Below are 18,620 nucleotides of genomic sequence, written 5' to 3' on the forward strand. Positions count from 1 at the left end.
CTTTTATTACACTATTTTAAAATAATCTGTTTTTATTTACCGGGATAACCTTTATAAAACCACTCCCCTAGCGGAGGGCAGAGGCATACAAAAAACGCGCGGAATATAATACCGCGCGTTCTTCAGGTTTATTAATGTATTTAATTATTATGTAATTTTTAGAACCTTATTCCGGAATTGTGCTAATGCCATTTGTGCAGCTAGATTTATAGTATGCATCATCACTGCTAAAGGAATTTAATATAATGTCGCAGTTTAGGGTTTTGTCACCTTTTCCGGGTATGTAAAATCTAAATGCCAGTTTGATAGACGAGTCTATTCTAGGAGAATTATTAAGATGTTTTTGTACTGAATATTCTGAAGATGCATTTATACTCACACTCACCTCATGCGGGCATTGGATAATTTTTGCAGTTTTTTTAGTTTTTTTGGTGGCGGCGCTTCTACCAGCTGAAATGGAAGCGGGAATTAGTCTGGTTTCTGTACCTGCGGGCAGTTTTAAAGCTTTTATCGTCCATTCAATAGGAATATAACATGTATCAATTCCTAGAGATGGCTCAATAATCAAATGCATTGTATCTTGGTAAGTAGGAGCATCTAAGGGTATATTGGTGGGATCAATATGAGCTTCACTGCCAAGTTTTTCTGCTAAAGAGTTAAAATTCCTGCTATGTGCATATATAGTTCTATTTGATGTGTTTTCAGAATATATATATCCACTGTCAATAAGTATCTCCGCATGTAAACTGGAAACAGTTAAAAAAGCGATAAAGAGCAAGGTTAATTTTTTCATATATTCTCCTATGATTATTCATTAGTCTATACAAAAAACATCAACATTGTCAAGTAAATCACACTATAATTATCAACTAAATTTTTTAGAGGTGTTTTTACAATATAATATATTTTGGCGTAATGTGGTAAAATTAATGAAATTATTTCGTAGTATAAAAGATAGTGTATCTTTCTTAAAATGAGAACGTTGATATATGGGATAAAAAAGAGGTTGCTATGCACAATTTAAACCTTCCTCATCCGCGTCGGCATTTTTTTACAAAAATTAACGGCAAAAACGCCTTGTTGTAGTGTTTGAAATTAGATAATTTTTTATTTTTCATATTTTTATATAATAATCTGGATATATAAAAGCAGGGTTTTAGGTATAAAGTAAAAATAGAGGTGCTTATGAAAAATTTTAAATCACGCCGTAGCACAGCAAAGGCGGAGGGATTATTTATACTTGCCGTCGCGGGCGTACTGCTGTTAACCGCCTGCGCTAATAAAGAAACAAAAAAAGAGACTTTTACCAAAACAACTTCTCTTGTAAAACCGGAGTGGGCCAGGCAGGCTTTCGCGGGGGGAATAAGCTGTGAAACGCCTTTTGCCGTTACTAAGCCCTACGGCGAAAAATCCAAAACAGTAGTGGACTATGTTTATATAGAACAGGCCAACAACTTTAAGCTTGTTTATGAGTATTCTAAAAAGGCCGGCGCGCTAGCTAAAATACAAGGCAAAGAGGTTGAGGTGGACGGTGTGCCGTGCAAGTATGAGTTTAATAATAAGACAGAAACGGTAATGCGCTTTCTCACCTGCCAGAAGGATGATGAATTAATGCAAATTAAAACCTACGCGGACCACAGCCAGTTAAACGCCATTGTGGCCAGAAGAATATTTAGCAGTATCAAATTTCAATAAACAGGGGATTTTATGGAACAGTTAATAGCGGACGCGCAAAATTTAGACCTAATGCTTGATAAAATGGCCGCGCATATTGTGGAACGCCACGCCCATAATGAGCATCTGGCGCTTGTGGGCATTAAACGCCGCGGCATTTTTATAGCTAAACGCCTTAACGAAAAAATACATAAAATACTTGGCAAAAAAGCGCTTTACGGCGAGCTTGACATAAAGCTTTACTGTGACGACCTCAGCCAGGTTGCCGACAACCCCGTGCTTAACGGCTGCGATATTAACTTTGATATGGAAGGCAAAACAATAGTACTGGTGGACGATGTTCTTTATACGGGCCGCACTTTGCTTACCGCTTTAAACGCTCTGCTTAAAACAGGTAAACCCGGAGCTATAGAGCTTGCAGTTGTTATTGACCGCGGGCACCACGAAATACCTGTAGCGGCTGATTACGCAGGCGATATTTTGCCTACCGCAAAAAACCAGGTTGTCCACGTGCATTTAACAGAAAATGACGGCGAAGACAATGTAATGCTGCATACGGTGGAATAAATAACATGAAAAAGTTTGCTTTTATTTTATTTGCTTCAATATCTTTGGCGGCCGCGTCTTTTTTATTCGCGCAGACGGCGGCGGAACCTGAGGTTATACTTGGTAAAGATGTTGTTATTGATAAAATAGAAATATTAAAAAACGAACGCAAAATGAATGTGTATTCTGACGGTAAACTGCTTAAAACCTACAAGGTGGCCCTCGGCCCCAACCCCGTGGGGCACAAGCAAGTTAAAGGCGACGGTAAAACGCCGGAGGGTAAGTATAAAGTTGACGGTAAAAACCCGGGCAGTTTATACCATAAGAACCTTGGCGTTTCTTACCCAAATGATAAAGACCGCGCGGCCGCCAAAAAACTTGGTAAAAGCCCCGGCGGCGACATTAAAATACACGGTATAGGCAAAACCTACGGTTACATTGGCAAAGCGCACGCGGAAGTTGACTGGACGCTTGGCTGCATAGCCGTAACTAACGAGGAAATTGACGAGATTTACGCCCGCACCGCAGTAGGCACCCCCATAGAAATTAAGCCCTGATAAACGCTGTTTTTTATACCTTATCCAAACAGGCTGTAAAACCTGTAAAAACCTCAAGTAAAATTGTCTCAAAATTAGTAAACTGTATATATATTACGCGAGGTGTATATGAATACAGAGAATTTGCATTTATTCCAAAAGCAGCTTAAAAAGAACGGTCTTGACGGTTACGTTATAACTGACTATGTAGAACAGCTTTACTTAACAGGTTTCCACTTTTCCCCGGAAGAAGCCGCCCTTTTAATCACACAAAAAGAAATTTACTGCTTTACGCGCGACCTTTACGTGCTGGAACTTAGCAATTACGCCCCTTTCATGCACACCTCTTCACCAAAAGATTTAAACTTCCCTAAAGCCGCCGCAGCGCAGGCCAAAAAACTTAAAATAAAAAAAGTGGCTTTTAACGCCGCAAAAACATTTTATTTGGACGGCAAAATATTTGAAAAAGCCAAATTTAAACCCAACGCCTTTACCGTAGGTAAAATGCGTGAAGTTAAAACAAAAACAGAACTTGCCAACATGCGCGAGGCCGGCCGCATAATTTATAAAACCTACGAACACATCAAAAAATATCTTAAACCCGGCTTAACCGAGTCACAGGTAGCGGCCGAAGTGGAAAGATATGTAAAAACAATAGGCGCTACAAGGGTAAGCTTTCGCACAATAGTTGCTTTTGGCGTAAACTCTAACAACACGCACCACCTTCCCGGGGATACTAAACTTAAAAAAGAAATGCCGGTGCTTATAGACATGGGCGCTTTATACAAAGACTATTGCTCTGATATCACGCGCAGCTGGTGGTACGGCAGCAAACCTACAGAAGAATATAAAAAAGTGTGGCATATAGTAGACAAAGCCCGCGCCGCGGGCGTAAAAAACGCGCGCCCCGGTATAACCGGTAAAGATTTGGACCTGGTGCCCAGAGGCGTAATTACAAAAGCAGGCTACGGTGAGTATTTTATACACCGCACGGGCCACGGCATCGGTATAGAAGTGCATGAACTGCCTAATGTTGAATCCACCAATACGGGTAAATTTGTGCAAAACAATGTAATATCAGTAGAGCCCGGCGTATATTTGCCGGGTAAATTCGGCGTCAGGTTGGAAGACAGTGTTGTTATAAACAAAACCGGCGGCATTATTTTAACGGATAAATAGTATGAAAAATAAGATTAGCAGTTTCATCAAATCAATTGCCCCTTATACGGGCTATGTCACCACGGACGTGGCTGATATTGAGTATTTTACAGGTTACCCCTGCCAGCCCACGGAGAGGAATGTAATGCTGGTAAGTAAAGACGGTATTGTCATTTTTGCCCGCGCCATGGGTTACCACGCTATTAAAGAGTCTGTACCCCAGGCTAATGTAATTTTGTCTGAAACCACGCCGTTAGAATCCTGCGTGTATTACTTAAAAAAAGCAAAGCTTAAACATTTAGTTTTTGATAAAAATAAAGAAACCTACGCCTTTGGCAGTGCGCTTGCTATTGTACGCGTTGTGGCGGCAAGCGGCGTGACCGCTGAGGTAAGAAAAATTAAGTCGGAAGCTGAAATTAAAATTATGCGTAAATCCTGCCAAATAGCTTACAAAGCTTTTGAGCACGTTAAACCGCTTATTAAAACAGGCATGACGGAGCTGGAAGTAGTTTCTATGTTAGAATCTTACATGAAACGCGCCGGCGCGAGAGAAAACGCCTTTAGAAACATAGTCTGCTTTGGCGCTAACTCAGCCAACGCCCACCACGCCGCCGACGATACAAAGCTTAAAGCTGAAGACGCTGTTTTAATGGATTTTGGCTGTATATACAAAGGCTATTGTTCAGATATTACCCGCTCATGGTGGCATGGTAAAAACGCCCCGGCGGAATATAAGAAAATCTGGAACATAGTAGATAAAGCTAAAAAGGCCGGCCTTAAAGGTATTAAAACAGGTATGCTTGCCAGAAAAGCCGACAAAATTTGCCGTGATATAGTGGAGGCCGCGGGTTACGGGCCGTTTATACACAGCACGGGCCACGGCGTGGGTATGGATATACATGAGGCCCCGGCCCTTTCACCCGCCAATGAGGATGAAGTGCTTAAAGCGGGCCACGTGTTTAGCGTGGAGCCTGGCATTTATATACCGGGCAAATTTGGCGTAAGACTTGAAGACACTGTATCTTTAACTGGTAAGGGTGTTGCTGTTTTAACAAAAAAATAAAGGTTCTTAGGAACGTAAAGGAGTAACAATGATAACGACAGGTGATTTTAAAGAAGGCTTGATTTTTGAAAACGAAAACGGTGAAATTGTAGAAATTATAGACTACCAACACCACCGCAAAAGCCAGGCCAGAGCGGTAATAAGAGTAAAAGTGAGAAAATTAGACAGCGGCACATACATTGAAACCTCTTACAGACCGGAAGATAAGTTTAAAGAAGTTTCTGTGGAAAAACGCCCGTTTGCCTACCTCTACACAGAGGGGGGCATGGCGCATTTTATGAATAACGATTCTTTTGAACAGGTTGCCGTACCGCTTGAAAAACTTGCCGACCAAAAAGATTTTTTAATAGACAATATGGAAGTTATAGGCCTTTATATTAACGACCAGCTTTTTAATATTGTACTGCCCATAAAAGTAACGCTTTCCATTAAGTCAACCGTGCCCGGCGTAAAAGGGGACACAGTGTCTAACTTAACTAAAGAAGCGGAACTTGAAACGGGTAAAATTATAAAAGTGCCGTTATTTATTAACGAGGGCGACAAAGTAATTATAGACACCCGTTACGGCACATACGTAGAAAGAGCGTAAAATGTTTTGCCTAAAGCGTGCGGCGTGGGTTGTGCTGGTAACGGTAACTTCCGCGTTGCACGCTTTAACAGTTGAAAGTATTACGCCTGAAGACGGAACTTTGCGTTTTAACTTTGGCGCCTTTGAGATAACAAATGTTGAATATGAAGACGGCCGCCTGTTAATGCCGCTGGAGCGGGATGATTATAAAAATATAACAGTTTTAACAAGAAGTTTAGCGGATAAATTAACCGAGTGTTTTGATTCCTGCTCTTTAAAAAAGAACAGCAATAAAAATATTAAGTTTAACGTTATGGAAGTAGCTCCGGTAGGCAAAATATATTTAGCTACGGCGGCTTTTGACGGAGAGTTGGCGGTAACTTTTATAGTAAGCAAAAATTATAAGGGCAATATAATCGTGCGCCGTCCGTCTGACTTTATATTTAAAGACAAAGATTTTGAAACAAAACTTAAAAACGCCGTAAGGGCAAAAGTAAAAGAGTATGAAAGCAATAAACCAAGCTAATGATTTTGTGCTTGCCGCGCACGTTGAAACGGCCAAAACATTTTGGAGCAGAATGAAAGGCCTGCTTGGCCGCGCAAATCTGCCCGAGGGGTACGGCATGCTTATTACTAATTGCAATGGCATACATATGTTTTTTATGCGTTTTGCCATAGACGCCGTGTTTTTGGACTATGAGGGTAAAGTACTGGCAATACTGCGTGATTTTAAGCCCTGGCGTGTAAGCAAAATGTACTGGGGCGCAAAAAATGTGCTGGAACTGCCCGCGGGCACCGTTAAACATAATGTTAAAAACGGGGATGTAATTTTGTTCAACTAATTTATATAATTTAAAAATAGTGCCGCACAAAGTTTACTTCAAAGCGTAAGGTAAACAAGAGCACGGGAGCCAAAAAAGAAGTATGAAGAGAATTTTATTAATTTTAACTTTAGTTTGTTTATCCTCAGCGGCATTTGCCGCTAAAGGCAGTTATAAGGATTTTTCAGACTACGTAACCAAAGACAATCTTAAGCATTTTGCTAAGGATATGGGCGGTCTTATGGGCGCTAATACGTTTACCACGGGCCGTGTGCTTGGCTGGGGCGGATTCCAGGTAGGGCCAAGGGCCAGCGCCTGGTTTGAGCCCAACGAAAAAAATACAGCGCTTGGCGACCCTGAGGATGTTGGCGTTAAAGTTATGCCGTGGATACAGGCGGACATTGGTTTTCCGTGGCGCATAGACGGTTTTATAAGAGCTTCCAGCTACGACGGCCTTACTGTGGCGGGCGGCGGTTTTAGGTGGGGGATATTTAGGCCTGTGCAAAATGAATGGTCCTTCCAAACCATGATTGTGCTGGGCGCGGACGCGGGCGTGGCGGACTCTTTTTCTATGTCGCACTATCACGCCAGCTTGGTGCTTTCTATGACTATGAAACATTTTACCCCGTATATTTCCGCCGGTGTTGACCATACCAACGTTAAAATACAGGATTCTACCTTGCCCGCTGACCTAAACGGCACTAACGAGCGTGTTACAACACCGCGTTATACCGCCGGGCTTAACTTCAAACTGCCTTTTTACCTGGACCTCAGCTTGGCCGGTAACTGGGCTTATTACGGCCCCGGGGCCGAGGCCAGCTTTACCTTAAGGTTCTAACAATGACCTCAAATATTACACCATTTCAAGTATTTAAAAATTCCGTCAAAGATAATATATTAATGCTGCTGTGTATTTCAGTGGCGTTATATTTGCTTTCATTTTTTATAAGCACAGGCATTATTTACGCGTTTAATAGCTTTAATATCGCGTTGCATGCCTCAGTATGGGCAACCGCTTTGCCTAAACTTATTAACGGGGTTATTTTAGGCTATTTGTTTTTAATGGCGGTTACATTAGTTTACGACGGTAAATTAGTTCACTTTAAAGAAGGGGCGCTCAAATATATTTGGGTGCTGGGGCTATTCGTTTTGGTTTATATAGTTGATGTGGGTGTCCGCTTAATATTGCAATATGTGAAAGGGGACTCTTACTTGCCTGCTGTTTTTTTTGCTATGGCTGTTTCCGCGGGGCTTGGGTTTATTTTAAAAACTTTAGTAACTTTTATATTCTTTCTTTTTTATAAAAATAACAGCCTTAAAGTTAACAGCTATAATATTATTTTGTTTATAGCGTTTTTTATTTTATCGGCGGCGCTTGCTTTGCCGGGCGTGGTTATGGGGCTGGTGCCGACGTATTTGGGCTATTCCGGCGTGCCTATACACCAGTTTATTAACTATTATATTGCGGCTATGCATGTAATGTCATTTGTGGTAATATTCTTAACAACGTTACTATACATTTTTGTACTGGCTTTTATTAAAAACGGAGGGGAAAATGGAATTAATTAAAAAAGGTTTTACTGATTTTGGCAAAAATTTTAAGCTGCGCTTTGGCGCGCTTTTTGCGGTGTCTATAATTTATGTGCTGCTGGCTATGCTGGCGCATTCGCCAAATGTACTGCTTATTAAAATAGAAAATTTAGCGGTTATGAACACGCTTTTAACTATTGTAAATACCTTTTGGAGGATTTTGTTTTCCTATTGTTTTTGGCTTTTAGTGGTAAATGTGTATGAGGGGAAATATAATTTTGCTGACTTCCGCGCCGCGTTTAAAAAACATTTAGTTTTTCTTGGTGTTTTAGCGGTTGTTATGGTGCTGGCGGCGGTTTTGTTTTTTATTCCGGGTTCTTTACTTAATGGTGTTACTATTTTACTTACGTTTGTTGAATGTCTGGCTATCGCCGTATTTTTGGTGTCCGCTAAAAAGGATGTTTCATATAAAGAAGCCGCGGCGCATGCTGTGCGCGGCGACAAAATGGCTGTGGTAATGTTTTTAATTTTCTTTATGATAGCGTCTCTTATTATTGGCCTGATTAATGTTGCCGCTAAAGATTTTATGAGACAAGTGGTTATGGACGGCCGCAGTTTTATTGTATTCTCATATTCAATATTTATTCAAATACTTGCTACATTTTTAAAAAGTATCGCGGGCTTTTACGGGCTGGCCTTTACCAACAAGGACTAGTTTATGGCTAACTTTATAAGTGTAGCGTATAAAGTAATTTTTATTTTGGTAATTTTCTTTTTGGGCGTGCTTATCGGGCACTGGGATTTTGTGCGTCCCGCGCTTAGAAATGACTTTATTTTGTTTGGTATGTCCACATTTATTGGCGCGGGTATACCGGCGTTTTTGGTGTGGAGTTTAAGTTTATGGCGCAGACTTGCCGAGGAAAAAGAAAGATTTTTAGATTCTTTGCAAAAGCAGTACGCCACAGCGTTTGAAATTTTTGTTTATATGTACTCTTTAATAACGCACGACACATCTGAGGTTGAGCTTGTAAAGTTGCCGCATATGTATGAAATAAGAAATTTAAAAGAGTATGATACCGAGGCGCTGTTAAAGCTTGACTCTATTTTAAGGCGTGAAGGGCAGGATAACCACCTGCTGGTATCTAAAATAGCGTCAGATTTATATATAAAAACCTTGCGTGAGCACGCCATAGAAATAGGCGACTCTTTAGAAGAAGTTAAAGACCCCGCCAACAGAGAAAGGCTGAAAGAAGTTATAACATCTTTATTTTTAGTTTCGGGCGCTATGTTAGAAATTGTAAGAAACTACCTGGACAGGCAGCACGAAGTTAACCTGCCGCCTATGGATAAACTTGCGCCATGGGAAACTTACCAAACTCTTTTGAAAGATAAAGACAATGAAATTAAAAAATTTTTAACTCGTAATATGGTAAAATAGATATTGTAATAAACAAATTAGTTCTGCAAATTTTACACGGGCGGGTGGCGGAACTGGCAGACGCGTACGTCTCAGAAGCGTATGACCTAACGGTCTTAAGGGTTCAAGTCCCTTTCCGCCCATAATTTAAAAAGCATGTGCATAGCGCACATGCTTTTTAAATTCCCCAAATCTTTGAGTTATTTTTGATTTTTACCTTAGTGACATACACTCACTCGCTTTGCTCGCTCGTACACAGTATGCCACTAAGGTAAAAATCAAAACTAATCTCAAATCTTCGGGGCCCCTGATATGTGCATGTTAAACTTCTTTTAAAATTTCGAAAGTGTTTTTATGATATTTTATTAGGCCTTCCGTCTGCATTTTGCTTAACTCTCGTGATAGCGCGCTGCGGTTAACCAATAGGTAGTCCGCCAAATCATTTCTGTCCATATTAATATTAAATTTTCTGCTTTTACTCTCTTGCATTTGCGTTGTAAGATACGCCCATATTTTGGCGCGTGTGCTGCCGCGCGCAAGCAAATCAAGTTTATTATTAAGCACAATGTTTTTGCGGGATATTATACGCAGCATATTGGCAATTACACGTTGGCGTATATTTTCTTTTACCTTTAAATCTTCCAGCAGTTCGCGGAAATTTAGCAGAAGTATGATACTGTTTTCGGCCGCCTCTACGGTTACCGGCAGTTCTTTAACACCGGCGCAGGCAAAGGCCTCGGCAAATAAACTGCCGCGCTGTACTATGGCGATTATGTTCTTTTTGCCAAAAGCGTCCCCGCGGCTTATGGTAACGCCGCCCATAAGCACTATTCCTATTTCCCGCGCGGGCTCACCCGCTAAAAACACTGTCTCTCTAGCCTTAAAACGCTTTTTGCGGGCCTTTAACTCCATAAGCAGGTATTCGCACTCTGCGGCGGACAAACCTTTAAATAAAGGGTTTTCCAACAAAACATTAATATAGTCTTTCATAATTCCTCAATTTGGTTGCAAATGCAACATATCTATACGCTAAATTCTACTAAACTTTAAGAGTAAAGAACGGAGGATTTATGAAACGCAAAATTATAAATATCGCCCAAGATAAATGCAACGGCTGCGGCCTGTGCGTAAGCGCGTGCCACGAGGGGGCCATAGGCATGGTGGACGGTAAAGCTAAACTTATGAGAGAGGATTACTGCGACGGTTTAGGTGATTGCCTGCCTGTATGTCCCACAGGCGCGATAACTTTTATAGAAAAGGACGCTCCTGCTTTTGACGAGGCAGCTGTAAAGGCGGCGCAAGCGGCCAAACAGGAAAGCCCAAGCGGGCAAAACGTGCCTTGCGGCTGCCCCGGTATGCAAAGTAAACATTTTGCCAAAAAAGAAAGTATAATTGAAAATAGTTACAATGATTTTTCGCTTATCAACTGGCCTTTGCAAATAAAGCTGGCGCCCATAAACGCGAGTTTTTTTGACGGGGCGGATTTGGTGATAGCGGCAGACTGTACGGCGTTTGCCTGCGGTAATATACATAAGCTTACACAAAATAAAGTTACGCTTATAGGCTGCCCCAAACTGGATGAGGGCGAGTATAGTGAAAAACTGACGGAGATTTTAAAAGGTAACGATATTAAAAGCGTTACTGTTATAAGAATGGAAGTTCCTTGTTGCGGGGGGCTTACATACGCGGTACAAAAGGCGTTACAAGACTGCGGTAAAGATATAAGATTAAATATAATTACCATCGGTATAGACGGTAAGAGTATATAGAGGAGGAGTATATTATGGGAATGTTTTGTTTTCAGTGCGAACAAACCGCACAGGGCAAAGGTTGTACAATACAGGGTGTTTGCGGTAAAAATGAGGTTACGGCAATAGCGCAGGATGACCTGACTGCGGCGATAATAAACTTGTCTAATACAGTGTTAGCCAAGAGCGCCACAAAAGAAACGGATGAGCTGGTAGTAGACAGCCTTTTTACCACCGTAACCAACGTTAATTTTGACCCTGTTACGGTAGAAGCGTTAACCAAAAAAGCTAAAACGCTTAACGCCGCTATGGGCGGGAAAGAAGATTATAAAGGCGAAATGCTGTTTCATGGTAATGAAGACATGCGCTCACTGCGTTCAACGCTGCTCTTTGGCATGAGAGGTATGGCCGCTTACGCCCATCACGCGCGTATTCTAGGTAAAAATAACCCGGAAGTTACGGCGTGGTTTTATAAAGGTCTTTCCGCTTTAAGCAAGGAACACAGCGTAGAAGAATGGCTTGGCTTAATTATGGAATTTGGCCAAATTAACCTTAAATGTATGGCGTTACTTGACGAGGCTAATACCTCCGCCTATGGCACCCCGGCGCCTACTAAAGTAAGCACAAATATTGAGGCCGGGCCTTTTATAGTAGTAACAGGCCATGACCTGCATGACCTTGAAATGCTGCTTAAACAAACCGAAGGTAAAGGCATTAATATTTATACCCACGGCGAAATGCTGCCCGCGCATGCCTACCCAAAACTTAAAGCGTATAAACATTTAAAAGGAAATTTTGGTACAGCCTGGCAAAACCAGCAGAAGGAATTTATTGATCTTCCCGCCCCGGTGCTTTTTACAACCAACTGCATAATGCTGGTACGCGATAATTACGCCGACAGGATTTTTACCACAGCTGTAGTGCAGTTTCCTAAAATGATACATATTGAGGCTAAAGCAGACGGCAGTAAAGACTTTACGCCGCTTATAAACAAAGCGCTGGAACTTGGCGGCTATAAAGAACTGCGCAAAATGACAGGCATTAACGGCGGCGACGTGCTGACGGTAGGCTTTGGCCACGGCACGGTAATGAGCGTGGCGGATAAAGTAATTGACGCCGTAAAAACAGGCGCCTTAAAACATATTTTCCTGGTGGGGGATGTGACGGCGCAAAACCGGGTAGAAATTATTATACGGAGTTTGTAAAAAATACGCCTAAAGACACCGCCGTGCTTACGCTTGCCTGCGGCAAATACCGCTTTAATGACCTGGACCTTGGTTCTATAGGCCCGTTACCCCGTATTATGGACATGGGCCAGTGTAACGACGCTTACAGCGCAATTGAGGTTGCCGTAGCGTTATCCAAGGCATTCAATGTGGGTGTCAACGAGCTGCCTTTAACATTAGTTTTGTCCTGGTACGAGCAAAAGGCCGTCTGCATACTGCTTACATTACTTTCATTGGGTATAAAAAACATACACTTAGGCCCCACACTGCCGGCGTTCTTGTCGCCAACGGTACTGGGCGTGTTGGTAGAAAAGTTTAATATAAAACTTATCACCACACCGGAAGAGGACCTTAAGGCCATACTTAAAAAGTAAGACAACTGTATTTAAAAGCCCCGTTTTCGACGGGGCTTTTTTGCTATAATTATGTAAATATAATTTCAAAGGAGAACTCATGAAAAGAGGTTTTACACTGATAGAACTTTTAGTAGTAGTTTTAATAATAGGCATTTTGGCGGCTATAGCGCTGCCACAATACACAAAAGCGGTAGAAAAATCCCGTGCTGCCGAGGCCATTACATGGGTTAGAAGTTACACCAATGCATATAATTTGTGGAGAATGGGCCCCGGTGCAGGGGAAGACGCGGACCATGTGCCTGATGAGGACGAGTTGGATATTACACTTCCCTCTTCAAAATACTATACTTGTTGGTTTGCTGAAGCTATAGAGGGGGCAACGACTGTACACTTTGGCGCGTGTTGTCATGACACTAAAGGCTATTGTATAGCTTCCGATATTAATGCCAATACTTTAGCTACCGACGGGCCATATTGTTTCCCGGTTACAGTTGGCAATACTACACAAATAGGATATTGTAAAGGCGCGGGGTTTAATAAAGAGGAATCAACTTCCGCCAGTAAATGTGTTGGCAGTATAAGCATTGAAGGTGCGACTAAGTGCTATACAAGGTAAGATAACAATTTAAAAATAAAAGTCCCTTGCCTTACGGTGGGGACTTTTTTATGGACCTATATCAAAATAGGTCTTTGGGCCCTTGGCAAAGTAGTACTGTTATACTAATATTAAATCATAAGCAATCCCAACAGGAGTGTATATGAAAAAAATATTTTTAATGCTGGTGCCGGTTTTGTTGGCGGCCTCATTTGCTGCGGCGCAGGAGTATAAAGAAATAGGGCAAGGCGATATTATAAAAACAGCAAAGGTTTTTAGCGGCGTGGCATTTTTAGACGATGATGATAACAAGCTTATTACACTTAACTTTGCTACATTTCACTTTGAAAGAGACGCAAAGGAAGAGGATAAAGATGTATCCCAAAACCTTAAGGGCGCTAATGTATATTCTTCCAAAATAAAAATGACGGTTAATGGAATAGAAGTGGCGTATATTGCCAAAGATGTTCTTGAGTTTAAATATACCTATGAAGATGACGGGAATGTTAAATTTCTTATAACAACAAGGTATAATAAAACTTTTACAGTATCTACCAAAGAACTTGTGGAAGCTGGCGCTATTAAAGAAATTAAACCTAGAAATATGGATGATGTTATTGGCGCCACACCCAGAAAAACACGCGGTTTCTCTAACGAGGATTAAATATAAAACCAAAATTAGATAAAAAAATCCTCGCTCGTATTGAGCGGGAAAAAGGCTGCCAAACTGGACAGCCGTATTAATTAGATAAAAAATCCTCGCTCGTATTGAGCGGGAAAAAGGCTGCCAAACTGGACAGCCGTATTAATTAGATAAAAAATCCTCGCTCGTATTGAGCGGGAAAAAGGCTGCCCAACTGGACAGCCGTATTAATTAGATAAAAAAATCCCCGCTCGTATTGAGCGGGGATTTTATATTGTAATAATACTTATTTAGCTTCAGCTGTTTCTTCAACGGCTGCGGGGGCTGCTGCGGCCTGGGCCTGTGCGCCGGCTTTATCTGTAGCCGCTGTTGATTTGGTAACTGTAACTTCTTTAAGTCTTGCGGCTTTACCGGAAAGATTTTTAAGGAAGTTAAGTTTAGCTCTTCTTACTTTGCCCACTTTGCTTACTTCAATGCGTTCTACTCTGGGGGAATGTAAGGGGAAAATTCTTTCCACGCCTACGCCAAAAGAAATTTTGCGTACTGTAAAAGTTTCGCCAATGCCGCTGCCTTTTCTGGCTATTACTACGCCGTCAAAAGCCTGCAGTCTTTCATTATCGCCTTCAACAACTTTTACCATTACTTTAACGGTGTCCCCAGCTTTAAACTGCGGAATGTTTGTTTTAAGGTTGTGCTTAATATCATTTATGTTCATACAGCTTGTTTCCTCCAAGAAACTTTACTTTGCCTTTTTTGCCTTAAGAGAGGTGTGCAAATCAGGTCTAAATTTTTTAGTTATTTTTACAGCTTGTTCTTTTTTCCAAATTTCTATTTCTTTATGGTTGCCGCTTAAAAGTACCGCCGGAACGCTTTTTTTACGCCAGACCTCAGGCCTGGTGTATTGAGGTGCTTCAAGAAGATTATTCTCAAAGCTCTCGTTCTCGGTTACTCCCGTTTTTTTAAAAACCCCGGGCAGCAGCCTTGTTATGGCGTCTATCATAACTACCGCGGCAGACTCGCCGCCTGTTAAGATAAAGTCCCCTAAAGAAATTTCTAAGTCAAATTCAGGGTAAACCCTTGCGTCTACACCCTCATAATGACCGCATACAAAAATTAAGTGCTTCTTTTTAGCAAGTTTTTTAGCTAAGTCTTGATTAAAAACTTTACCGCGCGGACTTGTGTATATTACACAGCTTCCTCTTTTCTTCAGCTTTTTAACAGCTTGGTAAATAGGTTCGGCCTGCATTATCATGCCTGCCCCGCCGCCGTAAGGCCTGTCGTCAATAGATTTGTGTTTATCAGTAGCAAAATCACGGGGGTTACAAAACCCCAGTTTAAGTATTTTGTTTGTTCTGGCGCGGCCTACTATGCTGTGACTCAGCGGGCCGTCCACCATTTGTTCAAATGCTGTTATAACGTCAACTTGCATTAGTCCTCAATTTTCAAAAAAACTTTTTTATTTTGCTTAGAAGCCGCCGCGCTTAGTACAGTGCGTACCGCTCTGATAATACAACCGTCTTTGCCAATAATCTTGCCTTTGTCGGCAGGATCAATTTTTGTGCTTAAGTAAATTTTTTCCTGTTCTTCTCTTTCTTCTATATTTATGTCAGCCGGTGATTGGGCCAGAGAAGTAAGCAGAAATTTTGCCATTTCCTTCATAAAAACCTCCCGGTTTATTTAGCGGAAGCTTTTTTTGCAAGAGCGGAAACAGTGGGTGAGGGTTTTGCGCCTACTTTTACCCAATAGTCGTACCTTTCCTGGTTAAGTCTAACTTGTTCGGTTTCTTTTGCGTTGCAGGGGTTATAGGTGCCTACTACTTCTTTAGCCTCTGAACCTACTGCGCTTTTTCTTTCGATAGCGACGATTCTGTACTGGGGCTGCTGTTTTTTACCAACTCTTTGTAATCTAAGAACTACTGCCATTTGATTTCTCCTAAGTTCACTTGCTGAGAGGAGCAAGCTTTGTTTATTTATATATTTTGCCGTGTTAACACAGCTTAAATTTATTTTGTTGCCGCCGCGCGTATATCACGCACAGCTTGGGCAATATCCGGGGCGCAAAATACCGCGTTGCCCGCCACAAGGGCGTCTGCCCCTGCTTTAACCGCGCGTGAAGCGGTTTCCATATTTATACCGCCGTCTACTTCTACCCATATAGGTCTGCCGCCTATAATCTCACGCACTTTTGTTATATTACGCTCGCCCTCGTCCATATAGCTTTGTCCGCCAAAGCCGGGGCGCACCGTCATAACTAAAATTAAATCTATCAAATCTAAGTAAGGTTTTATTTCCTCGGCGTCGGTATCCGGCTTAATGGAAATACCCGCGCTAATGCCTAACGCTTTAATCTCACGCAGTAAGGCCGAGGTGTCTTCTTTACTTTCAATATGCACAGTAATATTATCAGCGCCCGCTTTATGAAACGGCGCTATAAACATACCTGGATATTGTACCATTAAATGGACGTCCAAGGGAAGAGATGTTTTTTTACTTAACGCTTTGCATGTCGCGGGGCCAAAGCTTAAGTTAGGCACAAAGTGCCCGTCCATAATGTCTAAATGCAGCCAGTCCGCGCCGCCTTTTTGGGCAAGTTCTACGTCGTGCCCTATGTTCCACTGGTCTGTGGAGAGCAGTGAGGGGGCTATAGCCACATTACCGTTAGGTTTAGGCATTTTGGACATTATTTTACCTCTCTTTCACGCACTAAAATACCATTAATGTAAATTCTTATCTTACCCTCGCCGCCATAAGGTATTTCTAAATCTATTTTTGAGCCGGGGGCTTTGGTTTCGTTAAGAACGTCTTTTTCGCCGTTATCATCTATTAATGTTACTCTTACACGGCTGCTGTTTTTACCCTGTGCCATTTCATAGTGCAGGTGATATATTTTTTCATCACCTTCCACCTTACGGCGGCTGACGGTTACTTCAACAAAGCTGCCCTTTTTAACCTCAGCGTTGGCGGCGGGTTTTTGTTCTGTAATAGTACCGTTAGGGTAGTCAGAGTTAACGTCTTCAGTTGTTTCAACTTCAATATCGTTAGCGCTGGCCCAGCGGCTAAGGTCTGTAAGTCTTTTTAATCTGAATTCAGGCATTAAAATAACGTCAACGGGCGGCGGGCCGTTGGATACTACTAAAGATACCACGGAGCCTTTGAAAATAGGTTCCTCCGCTTTAGGTTTTTGTTCCATTACCGCGCCTTTTTCATAATCATTAGAAAAAGCGTTTTCTACAGTGCCTGTCATAAGGCCGCTTTGGCGTACTAAAAGCTGCGCGTTTCGCAGTGTCATGCCTACCATGTTGGGGGTGGAAATTTCGTCCTCGCTCTTGCTAACCCATACTCTTATAACGCGGCCTTCGCGCACAATGGTGCCGGCGGCGGGTAATTGACGGGTAACGGCGCCCGCGGGGGCGTTTTCAACATGCTCTTCCCCGGCCTTTTTCATAGCTAAATTGCTTAAGGCAAGTATGTCAAGCGCTTCTGAGGTGGTTTTAAAGTGTAAATCCGGCGTAGGCACTTCTTGCCTGGTGTGGATAAGCGCGTCCAGCGCCCAGTCTATAGAAAAATAAATAAGACCCGCAAATAAAGCTATTGTCACTAGGACAAAGGCTACTGTTTTGTTAGGTCTTTTAGTTTTAGATTTTTTAGAACTTTTACTATTTTCATCTTCAAAAAATTCGTTTGACATACGCTCTCTTTACTTTTAATTTAATAAAAAATTACATCCCCGGCTTTAATTTTGTGGCCGTTGGCAAAAGCCGCGGCCGGCATATCTTTTTTACCTGCGGGACGCAGTGTTTTTATATATACAAAACCTTGATAACATTTTACCAATATTTTACCGTCGCTTTCAATAGAAACAACCGTGCCGGGCGCGGTTGTGGCCTCGTCCGGCAGGGGGGAAAGCAGGGTTTCTAAAATTTGTACAACATCTTTAACGCCGCCCACCGTTATAAGCGCCTTAGCGTTGGGCCCGCAAGCCAGGCCGCGGACACGGTTGTGAAGCACTTCTGCCGCCATATTGTTAAAGTCAAGTATTGTGTCTTCTTTTTTAATCATTGGGGCGTAAGATGGTATTGGCAGTTCTTCCATTTCAGGTTCAGCGATTGTAATGGCGCCGGGTGCCGGTTTAACAGGTGTTTTATAGGTTTGCGCGCGTTTTATGATGTTATCCATACGTATGTTTTCTATTACGTCACGCAAAATTAAATCACCTAAAGGTATAAGCTTGGCAAAAAGCGTTTTGCAGTTGTCATCTTTGCTGACTTCTAGTGTTTTGTTTAAAAATATGGGGCCTGTGTCCATGCCTTGGTCTATCCAAAAGGCTGTTACTCCTGTTTCTTCAACACCCGCGAAAAGGCTGTGCTGCACAGGCGCCGCGCCTCTAAAATTGGGCAGTATGGAGAAATGCAGGTTGATTATGCCCAGGCGGGGGATATCTATAATATGCTGTTTTAAAATTTGGCCGTAGGCTACCGCTATGCCGTAATCGGCGTTGGCGGCTTTAATTTCTGCTTCTATTTCTGTAATTTTTTCAGGGGAGAGTACTTTAAGGCCCAGCTCCTGCGCTTTTAGTTTTACTGGGCAAGGCGTTATAACCATGCCGCGGCCTCTTGGCCTGTCGGGCTGGGTTATAACAAGGGCGACTTCTGTATATTTATGTAAAGTTTCTAAAAAGGGGACCGCCACTTCAGGCGTGCCTAAAAAAATTGTCTTCATTGTTATATTCTAGCAATTAAT

Annotated in this window: 23 protein-coding genes, 1 tRNA gene and 2 pseudogenes; 17 read left to right on the top strand and 9 right to left on the bottom strand. The window is 42.0% G+C overall.

Going from position 1 to position 18,620, the window contains the following annotated elements; all coding sequences use genetic code 11:
- Window positions 1-166: 166 nt before the first annotated feature.
- Window positions 167-793 (bottom strand): hypothetical protein, encoded by a 627-nt coding sequence (locus tag AAIR98_RS05775; protein ID WP_423971250.1) that lies wholly within the window; start codon window positions 791-793, stop codon window positions 167-169.
- Window positions 794-1,185: 392 nt separating this feature from the next.
- On the opposite strand from AAIR98_RS05775, the gene AAIR98_RS05780 reads away from it, so the two are divergent.
- From AAIR98_RS05780 to AAIR98_RS05840, 13 genes are all read left to right on the top strand, one after another.
- A complete protein-coding gene (locus AAIR98_RS05780; protein ID WP_423971251.1) occupies window positions 1,186-1,695 on the top strand; it encodes a hypothetical protein in 510 nt (169 codons plus the stop codon).
- Window positions 1,696-1,707: 12 nt separating this feature from the next.
- Entirely contained in the window at window positions 1,708-2,241 is a 534-nt protein-coding gene (gene pyrR / locus AAIR98_RS05785) for a bifunctional pyr operon transcriptional regulator/uracil phosphoribosyltransferase PyrR (protein ID WP_423971252.1), read from the top strand.
- A 5-nt stretch (window positions 2,242-2,246) separates the two neighbouring features.
- On the top strand, window positions 2,247-2,777 hold the full coding sequence (locus AAIR98_RS05790; RefSeq protein ID WP_423971253.1) for a L,D-transpeptidase family protein: 531 nt from the start codon (window positions 2,247-2,249) through the stop codon (window positions 2,775-2,777).
- A gap of 108 nt (window positions 2,778-2,885) precedes the next feature.
- Entirely contained in the window at window positions 2,886-3,935 is a 1,050-nt protein-coding gene (locus AAIR98_RS05795) for a M24 family metallopeptidase (RefSeq protein ID WP_423971254.1), read from the top strand.
- 1 nt (window position 3,936) lies between these two features.
- Window positions 3,937-4,977: a M24 family metallopeptidase gene (locus AAIR98_RS05800; RefSeq protein WP_423971255.1), complete on the top strand. Its 1,041-nt coding sequence runs from the start codon at window positions 3,937-3,939 to the stop codon at window positions 4,975-4,977.
- Between the two features lie 28 nt (window positions 4,978-5,005).
- Window positions 5,006-5,566, top strand: coding sequence for an elongation factor P (gene efp, locus AAIR98_RS05805; protein WP_423971256.1), 561 nt, complete (start codon window positions 5,006-5,008; stop codon window positions 5,564-5,566).
- A 1-nt stretch (window position 5,567) separates the two neighbouring features.
- Window positions 5,568-6,071: a hypothetical protein gene (locus tag AAIR98_RS05810; RefSeq protein ID WP_423971257.1), complete on the top strand. Its 504-nt coding sequence runs from the start codon at window positions 5,568-5,570 to the stop codon at window positions 6,069-6,071.
- A complete protein-coding gene (locus AAIR98_RS05815) occupies window positions 6,049-6,387 on the top strand; it encodes a DUF192 domain-containing protein (RefSeq protein ID WP_423971258.1) in 339 nt (112 codons plus the stop codon). Before AAIR98_RS05810 ends, AAIR98_RS05815 begins: the two co-directional genes overlap by 23 nt.
- 82 nt (window positions 6,388-6,469) lie before the next feature.
- Entirely contained in the window at window positions 6,470-7,204 is a 735-nt protein-coding gene (locus AAIR98_RS05820) for a hypothetical protein (RefSeq protein WP_423971259.1), read from the top strand.
- A gap of 2 nt (window positions 7,205-7,206) precedes the next feature.
- Window positions 7,207-7,935, top strand: coding sequence for a hypothetical protein (locus tag AAIR98_RS05825; RefSeq protein WP_423971260.1), 729 nt, complete (start codon window positions 7,207-7,209; stop codon window positions 7,933-7,935).
- Complete coding sequence (locus AAIR98_RS05830; protein ID WP_423971261.1) at window positions 7,922-8,611, top strand: hypothetical protein; 690 nt, start codon at window positions 7,922-7,924, stop codon at window positions 8,609-8,611. Before AAIR98_RS05825 ends, AAIR98_RS05830 begins: the two co-directional genes overlap by 14 nt.
- Before the next feature lie 3 nt (window positions 8,612-8,614).
- Complete coding sequence (locus AAIR98_RS05835; RefSeq protein WP_423971262.1) at window positions 8,615-9,334, top strand: hypothetical protein; 720 nt, start codon at window positions 8,615-8,617, stop codon at window positions 9,332-9,334.
- Window positions 9,335-9,372: 38 nt separating this feature from the next.
- Window positions 9,373-9,456 (top strand) — tRNA-Leu (locus AAIR98_RS05840).
- A gap of 178 nt (window positions 9,457-9,634) precedes the next feature.
- Here AAIR98_RS05840 and AAIR98_RS05845 read toward each other — a convergent pair.
- Entirely contained in the window at window positions 9,635-10,303 is a 669-nt protein-coding gene (locus AAIR98_RS05845; RefSeq protein WP_423971263.1) for a Crp/Fnr family transcriptional regulator, read from the bottom strand.
- A gap of 80 nt (window positions 10,304-10,383) precedes the next feature.
- On the opposite strand from AAIR98_RS05845, the gene AAIR98_RS05850 reads away from it, so the two are divergent.
- The 4 genes and pseudogenes from AAIR98_RS05850 to AAIR98_RS05865 all read left to right on the top strand — a co-directional run bounded on the left by AAIR98_RS05850 (window position 10,384) and on the right by AAIR98_RS05865 (window position 13,902).
- Window positions 10,384-11,082 (top strand): ATP-binding protein, encoded by a 699-nt coding sequence (locus AAIR98_RS05850; protein ID WP_423971264.1) that lies wholly within the window; start codon window positions 10,384-10,386, stop codon window positions 11,080-11,082.
- Between the two features lie 11 nt (window positions 11,083-11,093).
- Window positions 11,094-12,661, top strand: a pseudogene (hcp, locus tag AAIR98_RS05855) (hydroxylamine reductase).
- Between the two features lie 79 nt (window positions 12,662-12,740).
- On the top strand, window positions 12,741-13,259 hold the full coding sequence (locus AAIR98_RS05860; protein ID WP_423971265.1) for a type IV pilin protein: 519 nt from the start codon (window positions 12,741-12,743) through the stop codon (window positions 13,257-13,259).
- A gap of 142 nt (window positions 13,260-13,401) precedes the next feature.
- Entirely contained in the window at window positions 13,402-13,902 is a 501-nt protein-coding gene (locus AAIR98_RS05865) for a hypothetical protein (protein WP_423971266.1), read from the top strand.
- Between the two features lie 364 nt (window positions 13,903-14,266).
- Here the strand turns inward: AAIR98_RS05865 and rplS are convergent.
- The 7 genes and pseudogenes from rplS to AAIR98_RS05900 all read right to left on the bottom strand — a co-directional run.
- Window positions 14,267-14,596 (bottom strand): annotated as a pseudogene (gene rplS, locus AAIR98_RS05870) (50S ribosomal protein L19); the annotation flags it as partial.
- Between the two features lie 24 nt (window positions 14,597-14,620).
- Window positions 14,621-15,310 carry a tRNA (guanosine(37)-N1)-methyltransferase TrmD gene (gene trmD / locus AAIR98_RS05875; RefSeq protein ID WP_423971267.1) on the bottom strand — a complete coding sequence of 230 codons (690 nt, stop codon included), beginning with the start codon at window positions 15,308-15,310 and terminating at the stop codon, window positions 14,621-14,623.
- Window positions 15,310-15,540 carry a KH domain-containing protein gene (locus tag AAIR98_RS05880; protein ID WP_423971268.1) on the bottom strand — a complete coding sequence of 77 codons (231 nt, stop codon included), beginning with the start codon at window positions 15,538-15,540 and terminating at the stop codon, window positions 15,310-15,312. Before AAIR98_RS05880 ends, trmD begins: the two co-directional genes overlap by 1 nt.
- A gap of 14 nt (window positions 15,541-15,554) precedes the next feature.
- Window positions 15,555-15,803 (bottom strand): 30S ribosomal protein S16, encoded by a 249-nt coding sequence (gene rpsP / locus AAIR98_RS05885; RefSeq protein WP_423971269.1) that lies wholly within the window; start codon window positions 15,801-15,803, stop codon window positions 15,555-15,557.
- An 80-nt stretch (window positions 15,804-15,883) separates the two neighbouring features.
- Entirely contained in the window at window positions 15,884-16,561 is a 678-nt protein-coding gene (gene rpe / locus AAIR98_RS05890) for a ribulose-phosphate 3-epimerase (RefSeq protein WP_423971270.1), read from the bottom strand.
- Window positions 16,561-17,568 carry a PASTA domain-containing protein gene (locus tag AAIR98_RS05895; protein ID WP_423971271.1) on the bottom strand — a complete coding sequence of 336 codons (1,008 nt, stop codon included), beginning with the start codon at window positions 17,566-17,568 and terminating at the stop codon, window positions 16,561-16,563. The genes rpe and AAIR98_RS05895 overlap by 1 nt, the downstream gene beginning before the upstream one ends.
- 20 nt (window positions 17,569-17,588) lie before the next feature.
- A complete protein-coding gene (locus tag AAIR98_RS05900; RefSeq protein ID WP_423971272.1) occupies window positions 17,589-18,599 on the bottom strand; it encodes a methionyl-tRNA formyltransferase in 1,011 nt (336 codons plus the stop codon).
- Window positions 18,600-18,620: the final 21 nt, after the last annotated feature.

Source organism: Elusimicrobium simillimum, assembly GCF_049639735.1.
GTDB lineage: Bacteria > Elusimicrobiota > Elusimicrobia > Elusimicrobiales > Elusimicrobiaceae > Elusimicrobium > Elusimicrobium simillimum.